4 protein-coding genes are annotated in these 3,145 nt (G+C 65.4%); all 4 read left to right on the forward strand.

From position 1 onward, the window contains the following. A partial coding sequence (locus QQZ18_RS11375; protein ID WP_284541036.1) for a dTDP-4-dehydrorhamnose 3,5-epimerase family protein occupies positions 1-297 on the forward strand: 297 nt, incomplete at its 5' end. 51 nt (positions 298-348) lie between these two features. Continuing rightward, the gene (rfbB, locus tag QQZ18_RS11380) at positions 349-1,413 is read left to right on the forward strand and encodes a dTDP-glucose 4,6-dehydratase (RefSeq protein ID WP_284541037.1); all 1,065 of its coding nucleotides are present in this window, start codon (positions 349-351) and stop codon (positions 1,411-1,413) included. Further along, positions 1,410-2,300 carry a dTDP-4-dehydrorhamnose reductase gene (gene rfbD / locus QQZ18_RS11385; RefSeq protein WP_284541038.1) on the forward strand — a complete coding sequence of 297 codons (891 nt, stop codon included), beginning with the start codon at positions 1,410-1,412 and terminating at the stop codon, positions 2,298-2,300. The genes rfbB and rfbD overlap by 4 nt, the downstream gene beginning before the upstream one ends. 59 nt (positions 2,301-2,359) lie before the next feature. Continuing rightward, positions 2,360-3,145: glucose-1-phosphate thymidylyltransferase RfbA (gene rfbA / locus QQZ18_RS11390; RefSeq protein ID WP_284541039.1), on the forward strand; the 786-nt coding region annotated here is incomplete at its 3' end.

Consider the following 3,145-nt stretch of genomic DNA (forward strand, 5'->3'; position numbering starts at 1 on the left):
CGGGGCTCGCCGACCTACGGCCAGCATGTGAAGGTGGAACTCTCCGCCGACAACGGTCAGCAGCTCTGGGTGCCGCCGGGCTTTGCGCATGGCTTCTGCACGCTCGAACCCAATACCGTCATCGCCTACAAGGTGACCGACTACTACAGCCCCGAGCATGATCGCGGCCTGCGCTGGAACGATCCGGCGCTCGGCATCGACTGGCCGGTGGCCGAGGACACGGCGATACTCTCGGCCAAGGACCGAGTGCAGCCGCTTCTTTCAGAGCTCGACGCCGATTTCGTCTACGCCGGCTGAGCCTTTCTCCGGCCAATTCCTTTTTGTCATTCTCCGACGCAAGGTGGTTTCATGCGCGTTCTCGTTACCGGCGGCGCCGGTTTTATCGGATCGGCGGTCGTCCGCCATCTTGTGCTTGTCAGAGGCTACGAGGTGCTCACCGTCGACAAGCTCACCTATGCCGGCACCCTTACCTCGCTGCGCGCCGTCGACAACCACCCGAACCACCGTTTCCTCAAGGCTGATATCTGCGATCGGCAAGCGATCACTGACGCCTATGACAGCTTCCGTCCTGACAGGGTGATGCATCTCGCCGCCGAGAGCCACGTCGATCGCTCGATCACCGGCGCCCGCGACTTCGTCGAGACCAACGTCATCGGCACCTTCACCATGCTGGAGGCGGCGCGGCATTACTGGAGCGGTCTGCCGGCTGAGGACAAGGCCGCCTTCCGCTTCCTGCACGTGTCGACCGACGAGGTCTATGGCTCGCTCGGGGCGGAGGGGCTGTTCACCGAGGAGACGCCCTACGATCCCTCCTCGCCCTATTCGGCCTCGAAGGCGTCGTCCGATCATCTCGCCAAGGCCTGGCAGCGCACGTACGGTCTGCCGGTGGTGGTCTCCAACTGCTCCAACAACTACGGCCCCTATCACTTCCCCGAGAAGCTGATCCCGCTGATGATCCTCAACGCGCTGGAGGGCAAGCCGCTGCCGGTCTACGGCAACGGCGCCAACATCCGCGACTGGCTCTATGTCAAGGACCATGCCCGCGCGCTCGACCTGATCGCCGAGCGCGGTCGTCCCGGCGAGACCTACAACGTCGGCGGCCGCAACGAGCGCAAGAACCTCGAGGTCGTCCAACGGATCTGTGCCCTGATGGACAGGTACCATCCGGCCGGCGCGCCGCATGATCGCCTGATCACCTACGTCGCCGATCGCCCCGGCCACGACGCCCGCTACGCTATCGACGCCACGAAGCTGGAGACGGAGCTCGGCTGGAAGGCCGAGGAGAACTTCGAGAGCGGCATCGACAAGACGGTTGAGTGGTATCTGACGAACGACTGGTGGTGGGCGCCGCTTCGCCAGGGCTATGACGGCAGCCGCCTGGGTCTCCTGAAGCCGGAAGAGGTGAAGGCATGACCCGCCGCATTCTGGTGACCGGCACCGAGGGACAGGTGGTCGGCTCGCTCGTCGAGAAGACGGCCCGGCGCGACGACATCGAGCTCATGCTGATCGGCCTGCCCGAGCTCGACCTCACCGCCACCGACAAGATTGCTCCGGCGATCGAGGCGCTCAGGCCCGACGTCATCCTGTCGGTCGCCGCCTATACGGCGGTCGACGCCGCCGAGGGCGATGAGGCGACGGCACTCGCCATCAACGGCACGGCGGTGGGCGAGATCGGCAAGGCCGCTTCCCGTCTCGGCGTGCCGGTGGTGCATCTGTCCACCGACTATGTGTTCGCCGGCGACAAGCCGTCTCCTTACGTCGAGACGGATCCGACCGGGCCGCTCAGCGCCTATGGCCGCACCAAGCTGGCCGGTGAGCTGGCGCTGGCCGCCGCGACGCCCAACCACGCCGTTCTCCGGACGGCCTGGGTCTACTCGCCCTTCGGCAAGAACTTCGTCAAGACCATGCTGCGGCTGGGCGAGAGCCGCGACAGCCTCGGCGTCGTCGCCGACCAGGTCGGCAACCCCACCTCGGCTCTCGATATCGCCGACGGCCTGCTCAAGGTGGCCGACAATCTCCTCGCATCAGGCGATCCGGCGTTGCGCGGCACCTTCCACATGACGGGCCGCGGCGAGACGAACTGGGCGGGCTTTGCGGCCGAGATCTTCCGCCTGTCGGCGGAGCTTGGCGGCAAGCCCGTCACGGTCGACCCGATCCCCACCAGCGCCTATCCGACGCCAGCGAAGCGGCCGGGCAACTCGCGGCTCGACTGCGGCAAGCTCGAGCGGCTGCATGGCGTACGCCTGCCGGATTGGCAGGGCTCCACCGAGCTGGTCGTCCGGCGGCTCGTCGCCGGCTGACGCTCGCAGCCTTTTGGCACCACTGGATTTGAGACAGAGATTTTGAAGGAGTTCATTTGATGAAGGGAATCATTCTGGCCGGTGGCTCGGGCACGCGGCTCCATCCGATGACGCTGGTGACGTCCAAGCAGCTGATGCCGGTCTACGACAAGCCGATGATCTATTATCCCTTGTCGACGCTGATGCTGGCCGGCATCCGCGACATCCTGATCATCTCGACGCCGCACGACCTGCCGAGCTTCCAGCGTCTCTTAGGCGACGGGTCGCAATGGGGTATCTCGCTCAGCTACGCCGAGCAGCCGTCACCGGACGGTCTTGCCCAGGCTTACATCATCGGTGCCGACTTCGTCGGCTCCGAGCCATCCTGTTTGATCCTCGGCGACAACATCTTCTACGGCCACGGCCTCACCGACCTGTTCGCCAGCGCCGCCTCGCGTCCCGAGGGAGCGACGGTGTTCGCCTATCACGTCACCGATCCCGATCGCTACGGCGTGGTCGAGTTCGACGACACCATGAAGGCGCTGTCGATCGAGGAGAAGCCGGCCCAGCCGAAGTCCAACTGGGCGGTCACGGGCCTCTACTTCTACGACAGGGACGTGGTCGAGATCGCCGCCAACCTGAGGCCGTCGCCGCGCGGAGAGCTCGAGATCACCGACGTCAACAGGGCCTATCTCGAGCGTGGCAAGCTCAACGTCGAACTGATGGGCCGCGGCTATGCTTGGCTCGACACCGGCACCCCCGACAGCCTGCTCGAAGCCGGCGACTTCGTCGGCACCCTGCAACGCCGCCAAGGCATCAAGATCGCCTGCCCCGAGGAGATCGCCTTCCGTAACGGCTTCATCGAT

Source organism: Pleomorphomonas sp. T1.2MG-36 (assembly GCF_950100655.1).
Lineage (GTDB): Bacteria > Pseudomonadota > Alphaproteobacteria > Rhizobiales > Pleomorphomonadaceae > Pleomorphomonas.

Coding starts and splice junctions, on each gene's coding strand:
- rfbB (WP_284541037.1), top strand. CDS start 349: ATGCGCGTTCTCGTTACCGGCGGCGCCGGTTTTATCGGATCGGCGGTC.
- rfbD (WP_284541038.1), top strand. CDS start 1,410: ATGACCCGCCGCATTCTGGTGACCGGCACCGAGGGACAGGTGGTCGGC.